The sequence below is a fragment of the Paenibacillus sp. RC334 genome, assembly GCF_030034735.1.
Taxonomy (GTDB): domain Bacteria; phylum Bacillota; class Bacilli; order Paenibacillales; family Paenibacillaceae; genus Paenibacillus; species Paenibacillus terrae_A.
This window is the reverse complement of record NZ_CP125370.1, coordinates 1,440,945-1,463,082: the sequence shown is the minus strand read 5'-3', so window position 1 is coordinate 1,463,082 and position 22,138 is coordinate 1,440,945. Positions and strand designations below refer to the sequence as shown.

Below are 22,138 nucleotides of genomic sequence, written 5' to 3'. Positions count from 1 at the left end.
ATTGGAACATCATTACATGGGGCTTGCTTTCGCCCTTAGATCAAACGTTCCGCCCGTCTTCACTGCAATATCCGACTTGATTCGGACATAGAACTTTTCCGCGCCGCCCTTGGCCAAGGTGCCATTAAAGGCTAATTCCTGAGCAGGTAAAAACGGAGTATCCGACATGCTTAAATCAATTTCCATCCCTTTGGCTACCGTCGTGCTGTCCACCCATGCTTTGAGCTGATTTACCGGGAAATCAGCATTATTCTGCAACCATACTGGTTTTGGAGAAGAGGTTTGGCTTGCGACTAATGTACCAAACTCCAGGTAACGCAGCCGCTCTCCTGCATTATCCGTATAGTATTTACCAAATTCATTACGGAAGCCGAGCAACGGTAGATCAAGAGGTAGGAGCTTTCTTAATGCAGGATAACCGTCATTATATTTAGGATCCATAATCCATATATCATCAAAATTCCAGGCCGTATTGGAGTAGGTTCCCCTGTACTTCATTTCACGGGTGGTCAAGCCTGATCCTCCTGTGCCGGAAGCATTCTTATACAATTCCTTATCAAAGTAATTATCTGAAAAGACTCCACTACCTGTATAAATAAATCCATTCAAAGCGGAAGCAAATGCTTTGCCTAACGCAAGACATCGTCTTATCGTGAGGGTAGCAGTATTCCCACCAAATCCGCCTACCGTTATTCCATTTAACTCCGCATCTGTCCAGCAATCCTCCACTATGGGAGAACCATTACCGTAACCTAAAAATCCTCCTAGGTAATCCCCTGAACTTTCGCCTTTACCAGAAGCATAGCATCTGCGTATAATCCCATTACCTGTTAAATAGCCTGCAAACATTCCGGTGTAGCCTGCTCCTGCAACAGTTGCATTTACACTACAGTCCTCTACGATTCCATCCGTAGTTACCTGTCCTACCAATCCGGCTCCATAACTTCCTCTACTCGTAATTTTGCAATAAGAAAATGTATCGACATGGCAATTGCTAATGGTAGCTTTGGAAAGCTGGCCTGCTAATGCTGACGTATAACTGCTGCCTGTAATATTACAATCAATGATATCCAGATTCTTGATCCATCCACCCATCATATAGCCAAACAGACTTACAAATGAATCATTGGGACGATAGATGAATAAGTTAGCAACACAGCGCCCTCCACCATCAACATATCCTTTGAAATACGATTCTTTACCCACAAGATTAAAACCTATAGGGTAAAACCCGGCTCCCGACTGGAATTGTGTCATTTTGATATCATCTTCAAATTTGAAATAAGATTCATTGCGGAACCAGCGCATTTGAGCAAGATCAAACTCGGTCAGAATCATGTAAGGATCCTCCTTTGTGCCCGTCCCACTTTGGTATCGAATGAACTGTCTATGTTCTGGATATCCTCCATTGTAATCCTGACTCATGTACCAATAATTTGCAAAATCCCAATTTTCAAATGTGGATGCAACCTTTAATTCCGACGAAGATTTACCAACACCTGCTGCACTGGTTGGAACTTCAGAGGTTTCTATATCCCAATAACAATTTGTAATTGCAGAAGTATTATTACTGCCTATAAAGCCCCCAATATTGCTTCTTTCCCGAGCTAATGTGATATCCTCAACCTTACCGGTAGAGTAACAATATGCAATTGAGAAACTGCCGCTGTAATAATTTACATTTCCAATGAACCCTCCTGCAATATTGCCTGCTGATCGAACGTTACACTTAAAATTATATAAATAATTAAGGATTGAGCTGCCTACGTAATTCTGATTGGTTTGACTTAGATAACCTATTAATCCACCAACAATTCCACTCTGACCTTCTACTACACCTGAAATAACATTACAATTATATACTGAAGTATTGAATGCATAACCTATTAAAGCACCTGTATATAACTTTTTATTCGTTATGTTAGGATTGATTAACCGTAAATTACGAATTGTTGCCGATCGAGTATATCCAAATAAACCAACAAAATCCCTATCCTGATTCATGTACAAGCTTTTTATAGAGTAACCATTACCATCATACACACCTGTAAATAAAGAAGTACCAGAACTTATCGGTGTAAACCCCTCTCCGGTCTGAAAGCTCCCCATGACAATATCCCTATCCTGCATATACCAGGCCCCAGGCTTCTTCCGTACATCATCCAAATCCTGTTCGGTAGAAACAATATAAGGATCTGCCTGCGTTCCACCACCACCAGAGAAGTGATCCACATAAATATAGGTCTGACCCTCTATCTTTTCATAATAGGGTCTTACGCCGTCCGTCTCTTCCTTCGTCTTCACATAGGTCAGCTCGGCAACACCGTCTTCATCCGCATCACTGACTACGTATACATCCGAATAATCATCATAGGGTAAAATAATCGTTCCGCTAAGGTTGGAGGCTCCATGCACATAAGCGAATTCACGGCCAAACGGAATCTGTCCACGGGTTTCCGCATCCAATACATGCTGCACCCGATCTCTGCCTACGATGTCAATTCCCGTCGGATCGACGGTATCCAAAATAATCGTGGAAGCTATTTTATTCTCGTAAAAGGAATCAGCCAATTGCTTATATTCCTGATAAATCTGCTCTTCATCAGGTGTTAATGTATCATTGACATCCAGCTTTTTTTCCTGCAACTCTTCAAATTCTTCTTTAATACTTTCCCAACCATTTGGAGTGAGAACTTCTACAGGATATGGGTATATACTGAATACTGACTTTTTATTGATGTTATCCACTTCAATCGTATAATTACGAATTACTGAACCAGCCAATTCAATTCACCTCCGATATCGGGTTTTAATGGAGCACTGAATTCCTGAGTAACCAAGCCGTTTACCTTGACCTGTAATTTACCATTCAGTTCCGTATTGGATACTAGTCTCAATGCCATATGAACGGGTGCGTTGAATGGAATCTTACAGATCGCTTTGACATGAAATTCAACATGGTCAAACAGAAGTGCCGCCTTATATCCAAAATTAAATTGGGTAATCGTACTACTCATTACACCTTTTTCTCCAGCCGCAGCAGGGCTATAATTGGGTAATCCAGATGCCTCCGCATCCTTATATGAAATAATGTCTCTGTAGGATTGAAACACGTTACCCGTCAGGTTATAGTCTTTGTCCGGCGTTGAATATACCAGCTCCACCATCCTGCCAGCCAATTTGAAAATACCGTCACTTTCAAAGAAAAAAGTTTGACCGTGCCCAACCATACCAAAGCGAATCAATTTATCTCTTTGAATGGCGTAAAAGCTGTTTTCTGCCTGAGTGACAAAATCATACTCAGAAAGGTGAGTACCGTCTGTGTACTCACCCAGCCAAATAAAATCCTGTGACACAGGAGAATATCCGTTACATTGTGCAAACATAGATATTCTTCCTCCCATTGTATTGGATATCAGTTGTTAGACGTATTGATAGGCCACACGTGTCAAAAAGTTAACGTTTCCTGCCGTAGCTGTAGCTGGAACGCTTGCTTGTAGTGTCACTTGTGTGTAATTGCCTTTGGAGTTCCCTACGGAGCCATCGTTGATAACGCCCAGAATTTCCTTGTTTCCCGGCGAAAAGGTTCCCTTGGAATTGACCGTATTCCCGCCCGCCTGAATGACCTTCGTCGCTGTCCCGCCAATAGAAGTAAAGCTGGATTCTGCCATACTATCCACACGTACCTGAATCCATGTATTCAGTACCAGCTCCCCACTATCCCCACCTGAGCTATCCTTGGTCGTAATGGTACAATTGGTCATCGTAGAGAAGTCAGTGTTTACATTTCCCCGGTTGTTCCAAATAAGTACACCCAGGGATGGAGAAGAAGATCCTGCGTCTATCGTCCCGATCTCCCATTTTGACAATGTTGTTACGTTGTCTGTTTTAAGCCATGATACTGCTGGTGCTGGCATGTTTTTTCCTCCTTCATTTTAGAAAAGATAAAATAAAATAAAACCTTTCGCCACGTTCCTCATGGCATACTCAATATAAGTAACTTGAATCGAAAACTAACATTCTGCGGAGATAAAGCATACAAAATTCTTTAGAGGTAGTAGACATAAATACACCCCTTAGCTGCTACGAATGAGCATACACTCGTTCAACGCTTCTAAGGGGTGCTGCTATAGCTCAAGCTGATGGATATAGAGTTAAAATAGGATTAAGCCTGCTTATTGCTTATTCAGCCTTTTTATACTGAATGAACAAAACATCTGGTACATCTTCGACAACCTTCAACGTATCCGGCGTAAAGTTAAAGCCTGTAATCAATCCGCTGACATCCTTGATATAGGTAAAGTTAATACCTGGTGTTTGGAGCTGCCCGTTGATGGCCAGATGTACCGTTTTGTCTTTGGCTTTTCCCTTTTTTAGAGTGTATTCCGTCTCGCCCCCAACTGCTTCAAATACCTCTTCTTCATCCGCAGCTTCGATAGTGCCCACTTTCACACTTAATGCTTTGAACGCGGCATCTGCCGCCTTCTCCAAATCAAGAATACGACCTTCCGCATTACCAAAAGCACCTGCTTTGAAGTAACCATTTGAAGAATCTGCATCCCGGTCATTAATTCCATTCATCAAATCCTCAGAAGATTTCAAGCGCTGCGCCAAATGGCTGAGAGCCAACTGTAAAGTCACTCCGCTATAGTTCGGATCTGTCGCAACCCCGATCAGTTGTGCGCCTGTAGCAGACGCCAACTGATCCCGAATCGCCTGATCCGCATCTTGGCGATCTTGTGCCTCCTGGCGAATCTGATCTTGAATAGAAACTACCAGATTCGAATTACCGTCATTGTCCAGCGTACCGGTCGAACCATACACATCCTTCATCAGCTGAATCAGGTTCATATAGGCTTTGGCATCGGTGGCCCCTTCCACGAATCCGCTACCGCCTTGAATGATCGCATCCGAAGGAATGACAGACAAATTCGTGCGAATCACGAAACGATAATCAATCTTGTTCGCTTTTGCATCAAATGTATAAGGCTGCTCTTTGCCCCCTTCTACACTATAAAATTTCAGAAGGTAGCTGCCTTTACTTTCTTCAAGACGACCGTATACCACGTCAGAATCGCTGTCTCCAATCGGGCTATCTGTACCAGCGGCGCGAAGCTGCACCTTCTCGGTCAGTACGACACCCTCCACCTTGGCTCCGGTCGAGACAGCTCTTGTACCGATATCGCCCGATACATCCAGTTGTGTGCTGCCAGCAACCGCTTTTTCATTAACCTGTACAAATACATCAATCTTGGTGTCTTCCAAAATTTCACGGTGATTATGAAACTGGAGGTCAATGTACTTCTCTGCAATCTTGTTCGCTTCGTCAAAATGTTGATTCCGCAACAGTTTGTTGTTCAATTGCTCACCACGAAATCTCGCAATACCTCTTGTTTCTGCCATAACATACCTCTCCTTGTCGGGATTTTGCAAAATCCTCTTTTATGTTTTGTTACGAATGCAATATAAGTTTGCTTGATGCCTTCTTATCCGATACTGTAGTAATATTTTGTTGTAAATCATTAATTTTTACTTTATTTTCCATCTTATATAGTAACGACAATTTCTAGTGTCAAGCCTCTTAAGCCTTCGCCTGCCACATGAGTGTAAATACGAAAATGATCATTTTTATGAATCAGAGGATCGGACAGAACATAGGGTAAGTTGCTCGTATTACTGGATTTCTCACCTGCATGAATGGTCAGGTTGCGGGTGAAAATATTAGTCCAGTTCGGCAACGTTTCATAGTCGAACTGTGAGCATTTTTCAATGGAAAACTCACTCTTACTTGTCCCGTACGCTCCGCAAGAAGCATATATTTCTCTGATCTTACCTTCGAAGGGGAATCTCATTTCATATTTACAGGGACCCAGCGGAATCCGTTCCAGCACAAATACCATCGTTTTGACCTCTGCCCGCTCCTGAATATAATCCAGCCTGTCATCCAGACGATGAAACAGGACATCACGCTCCGTATATTTACGGGCCGATACAATTTCTTCCTCCAGCCTTTTGAACCTGAGATCATCAATACCGCTTCCGCCCCCTTGACGATACTCAGCCTTCCAGGTGCGGATGTATATTTCATCATTAATCACGAGAGGAATGTGCTGCCCTGCCAATGGATGCTCCAGCGGGTATGTGCCCAAATCGAGACGAATCGTGTTTTCGTCCACTTCTTCATATCCACCCTGAACCAGCAAATGCTGCCCATTCAGATATACGTCCAGCATCTTTGTACCCAATATATAAGGATGTGTCAGACGGATGTACAAGTCTTTATGCTTGTCCAGGTAGGCCTGATCCACAATAATCTCCTGCTCGTTCCAATAGATTAGTTCATTTCCATATCTGCGCAACGTCATCTTCGTACCAGCCAAAATCCAACACCTCCTTATATATGAGTAATATCCAAAATAAAATGAAGCGGCTTGATGCCAAAGTGCTCATTTTTGCGCTCTATCTTCATCCAGAATTTCATCTTGCCGTCGGGGGGGGGAGAGTCCCCATAGGGAGTCGCTGCATATAATCCCCTTGCGGATGATCTGACCCATCATCATGGCTCAAGTCCGCCCATTCATAACCAAATTCCTCCAGATATTTCAGGATACCCATGGAGATCTGCTCGGACTTCTTATTTTTCGAGGGATTATATAGCTCCATCTGAACCTGAATGGTATTGTCATACATCGTGCCCAGGTAGGTTTCCCCGCTTAAACTAAGCTCTTTATCCTTCCACAGCACACGAAGATCGGTACCATACAGATACAGATCACCACCGTACATATCCATTTCGCCAAGGCTCGATAAAAGAACTCCATTTTCATCATAAACCCTCAGCATTCCGCTAAAGGGCATCGTCGGAAGCTCCAAATGTACCCCTGTCCACGTAGGCTCTACTTTAGAGGAGGCAATAGCATATCCGTCGGGATCGCATAAAAACACGGAATAGCCTTCTGGCAAATTTCCCATCGTTATTTTGTTGCTTTTACATAACACAAGCCTCTCTAAACCAAGTTTTTCATATTCATCACGTTGTGGATTTTTTAAGAGGACACCTATTTTTTCAGCCGACAGATCAGCCGAGTCAAATAGCTCCCACCCCAATCCGCGATCAGCATAAAAAATCCATCGATTGCCCTTCTTCTCTGCCCGCCATCGGCTATACTCCCGGGTTGTCGTATCCTTACTCTCCAGGAATTCCAGCCGATGGTAGCCATCCTGCCAGATGACAATCCCCCCTTCGTCACCATATGCAATAGGAACATAGTCAGCAGTAACTTCTAACAGCAGGGTAGGCTCATCCTTTGGTGCATCAAACAAAAGCATGGTTTCCGGTTCTGTGTGGGACATGATAAACTGCTGCAAGCCTGTATCCAGGGTACAAGCCGTTGTCGGAGATAATTGGTAGCGGGAATGGATTTCTCCACTTTGGAACGCATCATCAAAAATCAATCCACTCCATTTCTTGTAAATCCCCATGAGATTTCTATCACCTACCTTGTCTTCTTCCAGTTCCAAATGTTCCAAGAAGCGATCTTGCCCATAATCATCCATATTTTTCGTTTAGGCATGCCTGGTACCGATTGATTCGTAGCTTCGGATGGAGTCCCAATCACCGTCTTCAGGGTTTTATGCCGCTTGGCTGACTCTGGAGCTTCGATACGAACAGTAGCTGTTTTTTTCAAACGTGTACCCTCTTCTGCATCTGTAATCTGTGTTTTTATTACCTTTTTCTTTCTGCTAGCTTGTTGGTGTTCATCCTCAATATTTGTAGACATGACCTTCTTCTTACGAGTACCTTCAGATATAGCATGCAGGTCGGTTTCTTCTATTTTTAAAATAGGCTCTGCATCGGTATGAGCAGGCACCACTGCTTCCAACGTTTGTTCGTTGGCTTGGCCTTGTTCCAGCTCCTGAATATCCACCATTTTGCTGATATCTCCTAGCGTGGCTGTTTCAAGATCGTCTCTGACACTGGTGTAGGTCTGCTTCTCACCACTGGAGCCTTCCCCGTGTACCCATATGGCTTCACGTACATTTTCAACATTGTTACCTTGTCCATGCACCTGCTCGATCACAGCCTCATTCGTTCTCATGATGCTGTTCGCCTGATCGATCTCATCTGTAATCGTCTCGCGAACCGATTCCATAGAGGCTGCTTGCTCTCCGTCAACGAGAACAGCATCGGAGACCTGATTATTCTCTTGGCTGTCTGCACAAGTGCCGCTAGTGATAACACCGGCTTGAATATCCGGATAGACAAAAGCGTGCTCCAATGAAGTCACATCAGCTTCCTTCATCTGTTCTAAGAGCTCGCCAGCTTTGACCTCATGCCGATCGGCTTCCACGCTCACAATGCTTACACGTTCCGACGGAATCAGCGCGACTTTCTCTGCTCCCAGACTCTCTATACTTATCCGATCCGACGGAACCAGCACGACTTTTTCCGCTTCCAAGCTCTCAATGCTTGTTCGCTCTGCTGGAACCAACGCCACTTTCTCCGCATCCAATTCCCCAATATACTGTGCACTTTCCAGTGGCCCTGACTCCGTTGCATCAAAGTTTCCAGCGCTCATGGCTGCCCTCTCCAAATGACTGTATTCACCATCCGTAAACGATTGGAGAACGCCCTGTTCCATGGAATCCGTGACACCTGTAGTGCTAGAGAAGGTTCTGCCTGTTTCCGTGTCCTGTATCATGACATTCGCACAATCCGAGCTAATAAGTGCCTTGCCCAATGCCTGGTATTCAGCTTCGGCAGACATGCGTCTTTCTGCATGTTCCATCGCATGATACGCACCTTCCTTAGAAGAGAAGGAGTTACCGGATTCGGAATTTGTAAGCTGTCCCTTTTCAGCAGAAGACTTGCTTCCTTGTTCAGCGTTCGTTTGTAACGTTCCTTCGGTATGCTCAATATTGGCTTGATCCGAACGAATCTGGATAGCTTCCAGCGAACCATCACCCAATGATGTTTCCAACTGATGAATGACGCTATCTGTAATTAGATCTACCGAAGCCTGAGTTGTCCCTTCCTTCACAGCCTCTGCCACAATATTTTCAATGCCTGCTTCAATCAGCTCTATCGCTTGCTCACCATACATAATCCGGAGCATTCGAGCCATCTTGCTGATTTCAGGAGACTCTGCAATCATTTCTCTCAGAACATGAGCTGCAAGCAACTCTCCATGCTGCCCATCCAACTCCAAGCCATTAAAACGGGCAGAACCAAGATCGTCCAACTCTCCTTCTTCACTGACATATATCCGCTCTCCACGCTGAGAGTCGTCTAACGTCGCGTGATGCTCAAGGATACCCGAACTCAAATGTTCATTGTCGGCATCTGTGGAGGCATGAATATAAGCTGTACTGCTCCGCTCCACTGGCTGAGCTTTGGAGTCGTCGTATGGAGAAGCTGCTCTATACTGATTTAGACTGATAGGATAGACTTGTTCATTATTGTAGCTAGCCACGCTCGCAGGCTCGTTCAAACTGTCCCGGCCTGAGGAAGTGAAACCGCTTGTAACCATTTCTGTCTGCACACCTATCGTGCCATCAGATGATTCCATGCTTCCTGTCATCGAATGACCTTGAACCCCCTCCAGTGAACCGCCGTTCAAAGTCTCCTGCATTCGATGAATTACACTTTCAATCGAGCTTGGTGTGGCTGGTACGTCAACTTGCTGCAAGCCCTCTGGCAGACTACTTTCCATTCCCGCTTCAACCCATTCCATCGCTTGTTCGCCATATACAGAGCGGATCTCTTTAGCCAGCATGCCTTGAGACTCCGTAGCAACTTGAGGATAAATACGATTACCTGTGGCAGACTCTTGAATCATCATTGGCTTGTCATGACTCAACTCTGTTACGCCCATTCGTTCATGTTCAGCACCAGTGCCGGAACGCATCAATGCAGCAGTGCTATGTTCGTCGGTGGAATCCTTAAATTGGCGCTGATTGACAGACACCTGCCAATCTATGATGACATCCTCGCTTTTGTCGGACTTCGCCATACGAGCTTCCATGGGAGCATTATCATCCTTGGCTCTAGCCTCTGTCTCTCGCAAATCATCGGGAATAGTCCCGACTACCTGTTCAAGCTTCCCGGCTTTTGTTAAATCGTTGATTTCGTCCGAATCCAAAATCTGTTCCTTCACACTGGACTCTGATGTCTCAATCAGGGCATCCCGAATATCGGTTCGATAGCGCAACGCCTCACTTGCTGGCTGGAAGAGAGTTTCCATCGCAAGGCTTTCAGCCGCGTTTTGCTGTTCTACCACTACTTCTCGATCCTGAAATATCTGATGAATAACCGTCTGTTGTTCAACGTTGTCTCCCTGCTTCACCGTTTCTCCATGAATTGCAGATTCAGAAGAGGGAGATCCGTCACCCTGTCGATGCTCAGATCCAGAGCTTGCATCAAAAACTCCCTCATAAATAGAGAAAGCCTTCCCGGATTCATAAGCATCACTTGAAGCCTCTACCTGCTGCCTTATTTCAGAAACTGCGTCTTCTTCCTGCACCGCATTAAAAATAAAATCAGCCTGAATGGACTCCTGCCTATATCCCTGCTGTATAGAATCTGCATGTTCCATGGAATGGATCTTGCTACCCATTTTCCAACGCGCATCTGACGCTGTAGAACGTGATGGTTGCTGCACTTTCTGTCTGAGTTCTCCTCTAAAATGCCTGTGAATATCTGATAGGTAAGATACAATGGTCGAGTGAACGGCTTCCACGGTTTGACCCTCGAATTCACCAGCAATCGCTGCCTCTCTCCAATCTCTCCCGAATAAACTTGTAGCGGAATATGGAGCTTTGGATGCATTCTTTAACGTATCCTGCCTCAGCGTTCGGTACGTACTATTCACAGGAGCAGACAGATGGTAACGCGTATCCCGCTGTGTATCCAAGATCATGTCTGTACCAAATGCCAGTTCATAGCCCTTTTTAGAAAAAAGGGCGGTGATACTGATCAGGTAAGATTTTTTACCGTCCAGCATGTCACCGCCGACCTCCTTTAACCCTGTAGGTTAACTGTTCTTAACAAGCGTTTCCTTCAGAATACCCAAGCCGATCGGAGCGAATGGACTAATGGTAGCCAGCGTGAACGGGCTCACAGGTGTATCCGCCAAGGTATAACGGTAAATCTGTTTATACTCATAGGTGGCCAGAACCTCTTCATCCGCTTTCGGTCCTTTACCGTCCAGGAACGTGATTTGCTTGGTTTCCAGATCCAATGTGTAATCCGTGCCGAATTTGGCCTCGACACAATTAACTTTGATCACCAGATTGAATGGTGTACCATCATCTTTTAATGAAGGCTGATGAGATAAATGGAATACCTTATTTTTCCCATCACCTGTGCCCAGAATTTCATGATCTGTCGTTTCTACGACCTCCAGCTCGTCGAGCTGAGAGATATTTTTCGGATGAACAGCGTAGCACTCATCCAGCTTACCGACAAAACCGTCATTTGGATGAACCACATACATAGGAGAAATGTGGTATTTTCCGCTGTATACCGAAGGATTGAATCGGGACTCACCCGCATCCACCTGTTTATCATGTGTAATGAAGGCGAGATAATGCTGCTGATAATACGTTCCGCCAATAGACTGTTGAAGCTGTACGGAGCTGTTACCATTCGAGGTATTCAGTCCATAGTCTACGTATGTGGCACCCAGCTTCATATCCTTTTTCCATTTCACTTCGTCCTTTTCCCGGCATCCAGAGATCAGAACGTGATTTTTTCTTGGCGATTTGCCAAGTGTGGTCATTTTGCCAATGTAAAGTGGTGCAAAGTATGTGTTTTCAGGACCCGAGGTAGGATCGGGACGCAGAAACATAACAATACGGTCTTTGTTGAAGTTCCCCCAATAATAGATGCTGGAATCACGCTGCCAGCCGCGAGTATAATTATCCAGTGAAGTAAAAGACAACGCTGTAGGCAACGAAGGATAAATATAGTATATGCAGGAGTACACAGCGTCCATTAAGCTTGCTCCGGAATCCGGGTCAAAGTTCCGGGTAGTCACATCCCCGAAATTAATCATGTCTGTTCCCGTACCCGCCAGCACTCTGATATAAGAAGCGTGAAGCTCACTACCGGCGTCCGGCGCCTTAACCGTGGTTGGGATTTTAATCGTATTGGTATCGTAGTCAACCGTAAAATCGGCAGGAGAAACCTCTACCTGATTAATATACAACCGGACGCTTCCTGCCTTGATGGTCGTGTCAGCAGGTATTTTAAATTCTCGACGAGTTCCATCTCCGTCAGGAAGAAGGGATTCAGGGTCACCTACCCTTACTCCGTTATTTACAGCTTCTACGATCTTTTCCGAGCGTACATCATCGAAGGTAAAGAAAAATAAACGTTTGGGTAGACTTGGAGCATTAGCAGCAGGTGCATAGGATACGGTAAATTGATCGCTTGCTAGTGCAGCTTTATTCAGCTTAAACACGCCACTGTAAGGTTCAAAGGTATATTCTGTCTTCTGAACGTATACGCCGTTCTTATATAGCATCTCCGAGTCCGCCTCTACAGGACGTACGACGACCTGCAATTGCGTGTCACTACCTTGTACCCGCTGTGCTTCTCCAAGCATGGAGTTTTGTGAGATGAAGTCCATCTCCCCGGGCTGTTTGACCGTCCCACCGTAACCAAAAGCCATGCCGAAGTTACGTATCTGACCGTCACTGCCCGTGGACCTGAACAATCGGACGTCAGCAAATTTGGTCGCCGTATTTCTAGGGTTCCCGGTTACTGCCCGGTATTTAATAAACGTGTTCCAGCCATGAGCATTGAATTGTTTCTCTAATTCCTGCGGAAACAGTTGAAAAGTAGCATCTCCATCAAACCACGACACAATCAATCACCTCTAATATTAGATTAGCCAAGCTACACTACAGAGTAGTTGGTTTTATTTCATTTCCTTCATCATCTACGGTGTTCACATACAAGCCAATGCCCGCGGATCTGAATTGAGTACCTGGTTTTTTGGTCAATGGGGAAATTCCCTCTATCAAGAAGTAACGGTATACATCAAATTCATCTGGACAGTTGGCTCGCTTAACTCTTAATTTGTTGGCATTAAACGAAAAGGCAGCCAAAGAGATCGTATCTTTTAATGTACCGCGCACACCCTCCTCGGGGTGAATAACGTATACTTTGGAAGTATGCACCTTCCCACTGTAACGAGAAGGATTGAAAGTGTATTTGTACAAAGGATTTTCAGCATTATTCCAGGCTCTCGGGTAATCCTTCTTGCCGTCAACAGAAGTTCTGGCTGGCGGCATGAGATTGGGTGGCGAATTCCAGGAAAGATAATGGGCTTGATATCTCGCACCCAGCTTGGCGCGATTAACCATGATATTATCCAGACCATTAGCCGGAAAGTTAGGATATGATTTTAATAAAGGCATAATATGAGGTTGTCGGGTAGTGGTATCGTCAAAATCATACGTAGCGACTCCATTCACCGTATCCCTGATCGGAACCGTTCCTGCAAATAAAGCATAAACGTTATCGCCTTCCTCGACTGGGTCCAGCTTGCCAAAGTAGAGCGGAATGATCGGAACCAGATTGTTTTCTGGAGCCGGTACATTATCACACTGAATGGTAAAAAAGAAATTAGTATCTGAAAGAGTCCCCTTTACGGAAATTTCAGAATCACTCCACCAGTTTGTATTTTGGACAGGATAATTAAAAGAGTTGTTGTAATAAGACTCCATCAGCTTGTAGCGCAGACCTGCTTGCATAATCGGAGACTGCATACGCGCGCCTTCTGCTTTAGTCACCGTAAACATAGGACCGCTAACCGTTGTTTTCCAGGCAGATTCCTCTACTTCGATATCTAGCGCTGCTCGAAGCTGTCCGGCTTCAGAATTATCATTCCAGGCCAGTACAACATCTGCACCGTCTGGTTTCAATCCTTTTAAATCCTCCAGCATGTACACATATAAAGTATGGGAAAGCCGGTATTTGCGGAATTCATTCGTTGCCCATTCCCCAAATTGCTTGTAGGAATCTTTATCTGGACGCTTCACATAATCAACCAATCGAGGGTACCATGTTCCGGCGATGGCGATACCAAAGCTTTGATTATCCTTATTGGAATATATAAAATGTTCGGCAACCGTAATCCGGAAATTTGTATAATTCCTCACTGCATCTGAAGGATGGGTAATATTGGCGTCGAAAATGACCCTTTTATAATTGGCTGCGACTTTCCAGCCTGCCGTAGCCAGCAACTCTCCCAAACGGGGTTGTAAGTCCGCTTCCGTTACTTTTGGAGTAAATGCTGCTGCTGTCGTATCAATGAATGACATTTGTTTCTCCCCTTTCTTTGAACTACGATTGTGTTCTTTGCTACTTCACTACGGTAATGTCCGCTGTCGCCGTTCCTGTCTGTCCCAGCTCATTCGTTAAGGTAAAGGTTACGGTATACTTCCCCTCTTTCTGAAAAGTAAAGCGGGCGTTATTCACCGTAATGCCTTCTGGATTCGCACCACCTGAAGCAAACCAGTTGGAGATCAATACCGGAGAATTCTTGTTATAGGAAGACATCAATTCCACTCCCTCCCCAGCATGGACCGAAATATGGGATGGAGTCAGGGATACAACGAGCGCAGGCGGCGAAATAGGTAACCGTTTTTCTGGCCTTCGAAGATTTCCAGCCTTCAGAATACCGATACCCGCTGGTCGATAAGGTGTCGCTGCCCGCTTGGTCAATGGTGATATGCCCTCTGTCAAATAATAAGAATACGTCTGATGCTTAGCACCCTCTCCATCGGTGCAGTGTTCATCAACAGCCTCCAGCTCATCCCCATTCATTATAGTTAGGGGCGACAGTAAAATAACATTTCGTAGTGTTCCGTGCGTACCATCTTCCGGATGTATTAATATAGCTCTCGAAGAATGTACCTGCTCCGTGTAGCGGGATGGATTAAACTGATACTGATAGGCACTGCTCATATCGCTGTTGTTCCAGGCTCGAACGTGCTTGGCTCCAGTCGTGTCCTCCCGCAAGGGAGGCATCCTGTTCGACGGAACAGTCCAGGCAAAATAGTACGATTGATAACGTGCACCATACTTTGTTCTCTTGACCATGACAGAATCAATACCGTTACTCGGGTGAACAGGATATCCTTTTAGCATCGGCATAAGCGTATCCTGATGACGTTTTGGATCTGCATCATCATAGTCAAACCGGGCCGATTGGCTGAGCGCACTCTCTAAACTTAAGCCGTCTTTTGCAAATGCAGTCCCTGCGAATAGAGCAGCTGTAGCACCCGCGTTTTCTGTATAGATTTGAAGCTCCACCCAGACTCTTGCGGAAACAGGACTAAAGCCATCAACTCCAGAAGAAGAGAACACTTCCAAGTTAAATGAATTTTTACCATCAACCCCGTAAACAGAGAACTCTCCAAGGTACTCTGCCTGATCTCTGGAATGGGCGGGGGTGTGGGCTTCCGTGGTTCGTAGCTTTACAAGCTCCTGACCTGCAACACGTAGAGAAATATAGTTTGATTCCGCAGCCACATCTCCCGATAACCACACTTTCATCGTCGATCCGGTATTAACCATAGGACTATCCGAGAAAAAGGTTGCTTTGCGAGATTCCTCACCGCCATTCAGTTCAAAAACGCAACTCTCGTTCATTATCGAATGGGTATTGCCCTTGACATCAAAATCGCCCATATAGATCGGGATCGAAGGTACTGCATTACGCTCCCAGGCAGGTGCTGTATCTGCCAGCAAAACCAGCATGACAGTCTTTGCATCCACGTAGCCTCTAAGCTGGACCTTGCTGTCCTGCCACCAGTTCGTGAATTTCACATTCATGGTGGCTACCTGTTCATAGCGATCCAATTGCGGAATCCGCGTCCGCGAAGCAACGTAAGGAGATTGGTAAAATTGAGGGAATTGATGCGTAATCATCAACTGAAGCGCTTGGGTCTCATCGTGCAGCCCCCACATAGAGGATTGAATCTCTACATCCAAAGCGAGCCTTTTAAAATCAGCGGATTTATCCCAGCCTACAATCATTCTGCTCGTATTCACGAACTTTTCCAATTGATAAAAATACATCGTATGACGCTCAAACAGATTGTCCTGTTCGACCTTCTGAACAGCCCAAGAGAATATCCCATCAGATTGTGGCTCCAGCTGCGTTCCCCAACCGGCATGGTTTCTGTGAACAGCAAACGGGATTTTTGAGCCTGTATTGTGCAGCTTTTCCTTCACACTGCCCAGCATAGCCATGCCAAAAAGATGCCCTGATACATTTCGCAAAATGTAGTGCTTGGCTACGACAAATTCAAATTCCTCCGAGCCGTTCAGATCACTGTAATAAACAGCCGCCTCTCCTGAAACCCCTGACGCGAAGCTAATACGTTGTCCGCCATCCTTCTTCTCTTCTGCTGAATAATAGGAAGAAGGCATAAGCTCGCCATCCAAATACACAAAGTAGTCACCCTTATGCGCAAGCTTGGGAATATCTACATAGGAGTTGACGAGTGGAAGAGAGAAGCGCTGAATCGTGGGTTTGGCCCAGTCGGCTCGAATACACGACCTTATGAAATTCATCCACAATATCCCATCCGTTTTGAGAGCAAAGGGTAACGATTTGACTCAACAACTGATCTTCGTTAACGAGCATTTCCAGCCAAGGACTATCCTCTGGCATTATGTTTCACCTCCTTTCTATTGGAGCATTTGATAATTCACCCATATATCCTTGTTCCTGCCGCCTTCATTAAAAAACTCAAAACGAAATTCAGTCCCTGTCGGACAAGGAATAACGGCTGTAAAATACATCCCTTCAGGTAGATCCTTCGTGAAAATACGTTGGCATACCAACTTATCCCCCACATACAGATTCCAATAATCGCTGGACTCATAAAAGGATGCTCCCACAGCTACCGCAAGCAGCTCGCAATCATGGCTGACTTGCATTGTGCTTTCTACCTTGCCAATTCCTCGGGATTCAATCCGATTGCCCACAATGTACGGTTGGGTCTTCGTTGGCATAAAAGGCGGGTCCAAACGTCCTCCTACCATATAGCTTGCAAAATTAGCACCACTGGACAAAGACTACACCGCCCTTACATAATCAAGAGTCAGATTTTTGAACAAACCATTTTCACGAATAATGCTTCCACGTATAGCGTTTAACGATGGAATATCAGCCTCTTCTTCCATTTCTGCATTCAGGGTTGTGGAGGCTTCAAATTCAATGAAAAATCCGGTCACCTGCAACAGATCGTCCCGATACAGCGTTAGCCGTTCCAGCAAGCCGTTATCATAGGTGTATAGCACTGACGTTACCAATGCAGGATATTGAAGCATTTCACGGGCCACGTCAATGGTCATGACATTGGGCTCCTCCGGAGCCTTTTTTTCCAACAAGTCGTCCGTCTGACCCGCATGTACTCTTTCCTTACGAACTTCACGTCGAATCAGATCAATAATCGGGAATACCTCGTTGGAGTTCGTAAAATTCTGGTTCTCCAAAGTTCACACCTCACCTTCTCCTTCAATATAAGAAAAAGGAAATGACAATTAACGCAGGTTGCGTAATGCCATTTCCTTTTATTATGTTATGGATCATACCGTCAAAATCAGGATGTTGCAGGAAGAGCGGACCAGGTTAGCTCCAGATAGTTAATCATGCCGCATTCATTACCGACCAGCCTGTTGCCCTTAATCAGATAATATCCTGCATTACAGGTATGGTTGTCATACACATAACACCCATCCAAAAGCTCTATGAGGGGGTTACCGCGAATAACAATGTTTTTGGTACGGGCTTGTCTTTTCATATCAAAAAATACTTTATTCGCTATCTGCTGCTTGAGATCACGCATGGATGCCCCATCCTGCTCTTCAATCCATGGTAGCTGTAATCCGGTAGTTCTCATATTCCCTTTGGTGGCGACAATCAGGCTTTTATCCAGAAAATGCTCCGTTAACCCCTCAGAACCAGAAATCATCAGATGGTTGCGAACACGCGAGTAGTCGGTAGAAGACGTCATTTCAAGCAAATGATCATCTGTAAATTCCCACTTGGAACGTGCTATCTGATCCCAATCCGGAGTATCCAGAAAATTCATTCGTTTCAGTGTAAACGTTCCGTAACGATCACATCTGACATCATAGGGCAAATCCTGTATGAGCGATTGTATAGCATCTGATGCCCTTGTTCCCGTCTTGAAGGATACCGTTGCTACGAAAGGATTTTCCCAGCCTTCGGCTGTTTTCACACATTCTTGATCTTGGGGAATCGTCTGAAGCTCTCCTGACTTGGAATCAAATCTCATGTAGGAGTGCTTGCCCTTCTTCACATCAACATATACCGTTTCGTCTATATCCAAATCGGGATATTGGCATTCTTCCCCGTGCACACGCCATGAATTAAGCCCGGCTGCGACCACAATATCCTTTACAATACTGGATTTCATCCAGGCAAAGGCGCCGCCGTCCCCAGCATACGCTTCCTCTGGAGGGTAGATCATATCCTTATAAAATATAAATTCCTCCAGCATGTCATAACGGTCTACACAGTGGAACGTAAGCGTTCTTCTCTCGGCATCCTCCTCAATTTCACCCTTGATCATGCCTGTAAATACACGTACCAGCTCATCACCGTAGCCTGCATAAATACGGATGGGAGTCCCTTCACTAATCAGATGTCTTCGCTCACCCTCCTCCCAATAGGTAAATTCGTTAGGTGGCTGCTTCCTCCCATCAGGAAATGCAGCGTAACGTTCCAGGGATAGGGAGTAGATCCCTTTGGCATTATTTAAAGTTACGGTGGCTGACGTCGAGGACATATCCATGTGAGAATGAACCTCCCAGTTCATCACATCCCGTTCCAGTGAAGCGGTATCCTCATACTGAAACCCGCCGACGTCATACCATTTCTCCTTATACGTATCTGCGATATGGGTGGCAAACTGCTCAATAGAGTAATCATGAAAGGAATATTTTACCTCTGCAATATACAGACCACCGCTGGATACGGAAAACCGCAGTCTGTTCGCCGTATCTTCCTCGGATACGCCGCGTACCCGGGTATTTTCCCATTGTTCGACACCACCCGGAAGTATGCTTTTAATATATACATCCATATCTGTTTCGTTATGGCAGGTTACTACATAATCGGTGTACTCGCTCATATGGTTATGGCTATAGGAGCTGACATTCGTAGAAATCCCCTGATCTGTAACCTTGACCACAAATGCTTTGGAGCCATTGGACATTATTATTTTCCCTTGTGTTCCCTGATCGGCCTTAATTCGGAACTGCATCGTAAATGGAAATTTGTTTATCTTCCCTGTCCGTTCAATACCAGCCTCTTCCCGTGCTGTGGATATCTTCTGCTGATCCCCCAGATCCGTCACCACTACCTGCTGATCGGGAGTCCAATCATTTATTGTGCTCATCGGGTCTTCGAACGTCCAGACTGTTTTGGCTGAGACGGATTCCACATCAAATTCTCTGGCTTTCAGGAAAGTGATCCCGAAATTACCTCTTGACGCCTTGGAAGGATTCGACATTGAAAATTCGATCTTGTGGTGTCCACCAGGCACCGGAATAGAGGGAGGATAAGCCAGTCCGTTTTTGGCATTTACCCCTTCAATGGTCGCAACTACATGGTCGTCCACCTTCACCTCTACTCTGTCCTGGATATCCATATCCGACACATAGGCCCAGCTTAAACAACCGGCCTTGAACCAGTCATGCACAAACGTGAATTTCTTCACCTGACCCGCCCCGTCTGTTCGTTGAAAACCTAAAACATTACGAACCTGATTAGGCGTTTCATTGGTGAAAAATTGTGTGGCACCCACGATATCCACAAATTTCAAAGGGTCCAGACTCGTTTTTTGAGCCGTAAAATCCTTGTTGTACGACACCTTCTCCGTGGTACGGTTGATCTGGTAGGATACAATGGATTGATCGACTTCTGAGTTTGCGCTGCGAGTTCTTCCGTCCCCCCATTGCTTGATTTTCACAATGACAGGTTTTCGCCCAAACTGGAGGCATTGCTCCGCATTTTCCATTAAAATTTCAATACGTTTGCCCTTCGTGGAGCCAGCCGTATCATCAGCCACATATTCGCCCCAATTTTTCCCGTCTACCAACAGCTCAACCTTACTTCCCAACGGAATGACAGAGGGATCGACAGCAATAATTTTGTAATCCTTCCACTGCCGTACATCTGTTCCTCCTCTTGTAATGCCTTCAGAGTTTGCAGCATTTACATAATAAGCCCACGCTTCCATACTATATTCCGTGTAGGATTCGACAGTGCTAGCTGCCAACGATGGAGTGACTGTGCTTTTATTCTGAACAGCCGCATCCAGCAATCGAATGGGCAATTGTATGGATTTTTCCCCGCGCAGGAAAGCTTCGGGGTTCAAATCCTCGCCATCCTTGCGAACCTCAAAATGAAGATGTGCTCCATCCCCACCTCCACTACTACTCTTGTGACCCGAGTTCCATCCTATAGCAATCGGATCTCCAGCCTTCACATGATCTCCAACCTTGACCATCATCGCATTGGGTTTCAAATGAGCATACCGGGTCGTCCAGCCGTTGCCGTGATGAATATATACAGCGTGACCGTAGCCCTTTACAGCACCAGCCGCAGTAATTCTTCCATCCCATACGGCATGAATGGTATCCTCCTTGTCACAATCCAGGTCCACTCCCTTGTGAAGAGGGCGCTTGGAATTCACTGAACGGTGACGGCTGGTAACCAGCATGCCCTGTATATGATTCGAATCGGTAACATGCCCACGCATTTTCGAACTAGAAAGTATAGGCATGGACATAGGCAAATTGGCGAGACGGGCTATTTCGCTAACCTTTGTGGCTTCCTTTTCACTTGATAGCTGGGTCACACCATCAATGGACAAAAAGTCTTTAACGACCGTATCTTTTACATATTGAACAACGTCTTGGTTTGGCCGCAAGCTGCGGACATAGGACATTTTGTCCAGCTCTACAATTACGCGTGGCTGATGACCCCGAGCCTGTCCGTGCTTATTCATGGATTCAAAAGTCATTTTTCATCACCTATCTGAATTTTTCTAGGGCCCATTCTATGAATCGGTTTAAAAATACGACAGCTTCCGCACGTGTAATACATTTTTCTGGCTCCAGCATATTGTTTTCATAGAGTGGAAATACATAGCTTCCGTCTAGAAACTGCTCACTTATCAAGTCCATAACATCCTGCTCATACCATTGGCCTGAGAAAGAGCTTCGGTCCTGCAAGGTTCTCGGCGGATACGTATTGCTCTCCAATCCACGGTCGGTATATCTGTTATAGATATCCACCCGCATCTGTTGAAGAAGAACAAGAAACTGTGCTCTTTTCATACGAACATTCGGAAAGAAACGGTCATGATAACGAGCATGTACAGTGCTGACAACGACCGTCTCCTGTTTAAATTGCACACTCCCGGCTTCACGATAGTTATATCCGACAGTCGCGGGAAATCCGTTATAGTTGAAGGGGAGATACACAATTCCTTGATGAATCACAAATGCATCCTGCCTGAAGCCGAATGCTTTCTTAATCACTTCCTTTGGATCTTCTTCCGATTGGATTTTCACAGGTAACCGCTTGAGCTTGGTTCCCAGAACCGTGACCGTCTCCGGCTGATATTTCGTTTGGCTCTGATAATCAGCCGCCATGGACAAGATCGCAGAAGGCAGGATAATCAGACTTTCGTCCGTATCCATATAAGGTTTTTGAACACAGCCATCCCCCTGATAAGCGGGTCTGCCATAAGCGATACATACCACCTCAAGTCCGCCGGATAAAGGATGGGGCATCGTTATTTTTTCGTTTTCCACTCTTTCAGGCTGTACCTGAACTCCAGCGACGAAAACAAAAACTGGATTTTCAATATGCATCTGATAGCCGGGAATGGCAAATTCCTGCTGACCATCGAACGTTACAAAGCGCTTGACAATGCGTTCATGTTCTTGGTCAAAAGTGTCGTAGGGCATCCCCTCGATAAAGCTGTGCTCGTTGCGGGCATCCAGACCTAAACGTGCCATATCTAACATATCTCTATAAAACCAATCCAGTGGATCTACATCAATCCAACGTTTCAT

General features: G+C 45.3%; 14 protein-coding genes. All 14 read right to left on the bottom strand.

Annotation, left to right across the window (positions count from 1 at the left end; translation table 11 throughout):
* Positions 1-12: 12 nt before the first annotated feature.
* Positions 13-2,784: a filamentous hemagglutinin gene (locus QMK20_RS06905; RefSeq protein ID WP_283655140.1), complete on the bottom strand. Its 2,772-nt coding sequence runs from the start codon at positions 2,782-2,784 to the stop codon at positions 13-15.
* Positions 2,769-3,386 (bottom strand): hypothetical protein, encoded by a 618-nt coding sequence (locus QMK20_RS06900; protein ID WP_283655139.1) that lies wholly within the window; start codon positions 3,384-3,386, stop codon positions 2,769-2,771. The genes QMK20_RS06905 and QMK20_RS06900 overlap by 16 nt, the downstream gene beginning before the upstream one ends.
* A 36-nt stretch (positions 3,387-3,422) precedes the next feature.
* Entirely contained in the window at positions 3,423-3,917 is a 495-nt protein-coding gene (locus QMK20_RS06895; RefSeq protein WP_025682889.1) for a hypothetical protein, read from the bottom strand.
* A 265-nt stretch (positions 3,918-4,182) separates the two neighbouring features.
* Entirely contained in the window at positions 4,183-5,403 is a 1,221-nt protein-coding gene (locus QMK20_RS06890) for a hypothetical protein (protein WP_283655138.1), read from the bottom strand.
* Positions 5,404-5,546: 143 nt separating this feature from the next.
* Positions 5,547-6,380 (bottom strand): hypothetical protein, encoded by an 834-nt coding sequence (locus tag QMK20_RS06885; protein WP_283655137.1) that lies wholly within the window; start codon positions 6,378-6,380, stop codon positions 5,547-5,549.
* A 97-nt stretch (positions 6,381-6,477) separates the two neighbouring features.
* The gene (locus tag QMK20_RS06880; protein WP_283655136.1) at positions 6,478-7,530 is read right to left on the bottom strand and encodes a cell adhesion protein; all 1,053 of its coding nucleotides are present in this window, start codon (positions 7,528-7,530) and stop codon (positions 6,478-6,480) included.
* A complete protein-coding gene (locus QMK20_RS06875) occupies positions 7,497-11,003 on the bottom strand; it encodes a hypothetical protein (RefSeq protein ID WP_283655135.1) in 3,507 nt (1,168 codons plus the stop codon). The genes QMK20_RS06880 and QMK20_RS06875 overlap by 34 nt, the downstream gene beginning before the upstream one ends.
* A gap of 30 nt (positions 11,004-11,033) precedes the next feature.
* Positions 11,034-12,869 (bottom strand): hypothetical protein, encoded by a 1,836-nt coding sequence (locus QMK20_RS06870; RefSeq protein WP_283655134.1) that lies wholly within the window; start codon positions 12,867-12,869, stop codon positions 11,034-11,036.
* Between the two features lie 37 nt (positions 12,870-12,906).
* Entirely contained in the window at positions 12,907-14,331 is a 1,425-nt protein-coding gene (locus tag QMK20_RS06865) for a hypothetical protein (RefSeq protein WP_283655133.1), read from the bottom strand.
* A gap of 40 nt (positions 14,332-14,371) precedes the next feature.
* Complete coding sequence (locus QMK20_RS06860; RefSeq protein WP_283655132.1) at positions 14,372-16,591, bottom strand: hypothetical protein; 2,220 nt, start codon at positions 16,589-16,591, stop codon at positions 14,372-14,374.
* Between the two features lie 117 nt (positions 16,592-16,708).
* Entirely contained in the window at positions 16,709-17,095 is a 387-nt protein-coding gene (locus QMK20_RS06855; RefSeq protein ID WP_025682897.1) for a DUF8551 domain-containing protein, read from the bottom strand.
* Between the two features lie 3 nt (positions 17,096-17,098).
* Complete coding sequence (locus QMK20_RS06850) at positions 17,099-17,518, bottom strand: hypothetical protein (protein ID WP_044644656.1); 420 nt, start codon at positions 17,516-17,518, stop codon at positions 17,099-17,101.
* A 107-nt stretch (positions 17,519-17,625) separates the two neighbouring features.
* Positions 17,626-21,078 carry a peptidoglycan DD-metalloendopeptidase family protein gene (locus QMK20_RS06845; protein WP_283655131.1) on the bottom strand — a complete coding sequence of 1,151 codons (3,453 nt, stop codon included), beginning with the start codon at positions 21,076-21,078 and terminating at the stop codon, positions 17,626-17,628.
* Between the two features lie 10 nt (positions 21,079-21,088).
* The gene (locus tag QMK20_RS06840) at positions 21,089-22,138 is read right to left on the bottom strand and encodes a hypothetical protein (protein ID WP_283655130.1); all 1,050 of its coding nucleotides are present in this window, start codon (positions 22,136-22,138) and stop codon (positions 21,089-21,091) included.

Coding starts and splice junctions, on each gene's coding strand:
- QMK20_RS06845 (WP_283655131.1), bottom strand. CDS start 21,078: ATGACTTTTGAATCCATGAATAAGCACGGACAGGCTCGGGGTCATCAG.
- QMK20_RS06900 (WP_283655139.1), bottom strand. CDS start 3,386: ATGTTTGCACAATGTAACGGATATTCTCCTGTGTCACAGGATTTTATT.
- QMK20_RS06865 (WP_283655133.1), bottom strand. CDS start 14,331: ATGTCATTCATTGATACGACAGCAGCAGCATTTACTCCAAAAGTAACG.
- QMK20_RS06860 (WP_283655132.1), bottom strand. CDS start 16,591: ATGAATTTCATAAGGTCGTGTATTCGAGCCGACTGGGCCAAACCCACG.
- QMK20_RS06890 (WP_283655138.1), bottom strand. CDS start 5,403: ATGGCAGAAACAAGAGGTATTGCGAGATTTCGTGGTGAGCAATTGAAC.
- QMK20_RS06895 (WP_025682889.1), bottom strand. CDS start 3,917: ATGCCAGCACCAGCAGTATCATGGCTTAAAACAGACAACGTAACAACA.
- QMK20_RS06840 (WP_283655130.1), bottom strand. CDS start 22,138: ATGAAACGTTGGATTGATGTAGATCCACTGGATTGGTTTTATAGAGAT.
- QMK20_RS06875 (WP_283655135.1), bottom strand. CDS start 11,003: ATGCTGGACGGTAAAAAATCTTACCTGATCAGTATCACCGCCCTTTTT.